Annotated in this window: 1 protein-coding gene; it reads right to left on the bottom strand. The window is 56.9% G+C overall.

Going from position 1 to position 956, the window contains the following annotated elements; translation table 11 throughout:
• Window positions 1–172: 172 nt before the first annotated feature.
• Window positions 173–808, bottom strand: coding sequence for a type A chloramphenicol O-acetyltransferase (gene catA, locus J0909_RS18275; RefSeq protein WP_207265124.1), 636 nt, complete (start codon window positions 806–808; stop codon window positions 173–175).
• Window positions 809–956: the final 148 nt, after the last annotated feature.

The raw sequence follows: 956 nt of genomic DNA, 5'->3' as shown, positions 1-956 counted from the left end.
CCTTCCAATCCTTTTACCTCGGTTGATTCCCGCTCTCATATGTCCACGCAATGAGGGAGCAAACATACCTGATGCGCATGTGGGGGCGCGGTGATGACGCGGCCCGAAGAGGCGTGGGCAGGACGTTCGGACGGACCGCGACGGTCGCCGTTTCGCCTTACGGAGTTTCCATTTACTGGTTCAGAAGTCCCTGCAACCGATCCAATAGGCGGGAGACATGGTAGGCGTCGCAAACCGCGTGGTGCGCCTGGACAGCCAAGGGGAGTTGGATAGTGGAGTCCTGTTCGAAGAACTTGCCGATGGTGAAGATGGGCAGGAGGTAATTCTCGCCTCGGAACAGGTTGAGATTGAAGCCGCTGAAGCTCGTCCAGGGGATCGCCGATATATTGAGAAGGTTTTCCGGCGGGTCGGGCTTCGGGCAATACTGTCCGGCGTTGCCGTATTGTTCCATGTCGTTGAGGATGGCTTCGTACATGGCGTTCACATCGTCGTCGAATCCCGTCCATATCGCCGAGAACAGCTCCGTATCTTTGTTGAAGATGGTGTACAAAGGATGGAGAACGTCGTGGATCACAAGCTCCCCGGATTCGCGGTAGGCGGTCCGGAACTCAGGCATGAGATTGACAGCCCCGGCGATCAGGCAAATGAGCATCGGGTACAGTTTGAGGCCGCGCGTTTTCTGTCTCTCGCGAAAACGGGTTATGTCGAGATTGGCGGTCATGCTGAAGGAGCAGGGCGCGACTTCTGTGAAATGTTTGAAGAGTTCGCGCCTCTTCCATGTGGCCATGTCTATACGGGTGAAGGACATTGCGTTCCTCGGCGATTGGGGTTTGTGGAGTTTCCCTCCCTGAGGCGCCGCATTACTTCGTTGCGAGGGGACGGTCAATCCCAGGACGATGATCCGTGACTGGTTCACGCCGCAGGCGCAACATGGGATGCAAGGGTGCGAACCCTTG

It is taken from the genome of Desulfovibrio sp. Huiquan2017 (genome assembly GCF_017351175.1).
Taxonomy (GTDB): Bacteria; Desulfobacterota; Desulfovibrionia; order Desulfovibrionales; family Desulfovibrionaceae; genus Pseudodesulfovibrio.
Note: the sequence above shows the minus strand (reverse complement) of the source record. Positions and strands in the feature narration are given on the sequence as shown.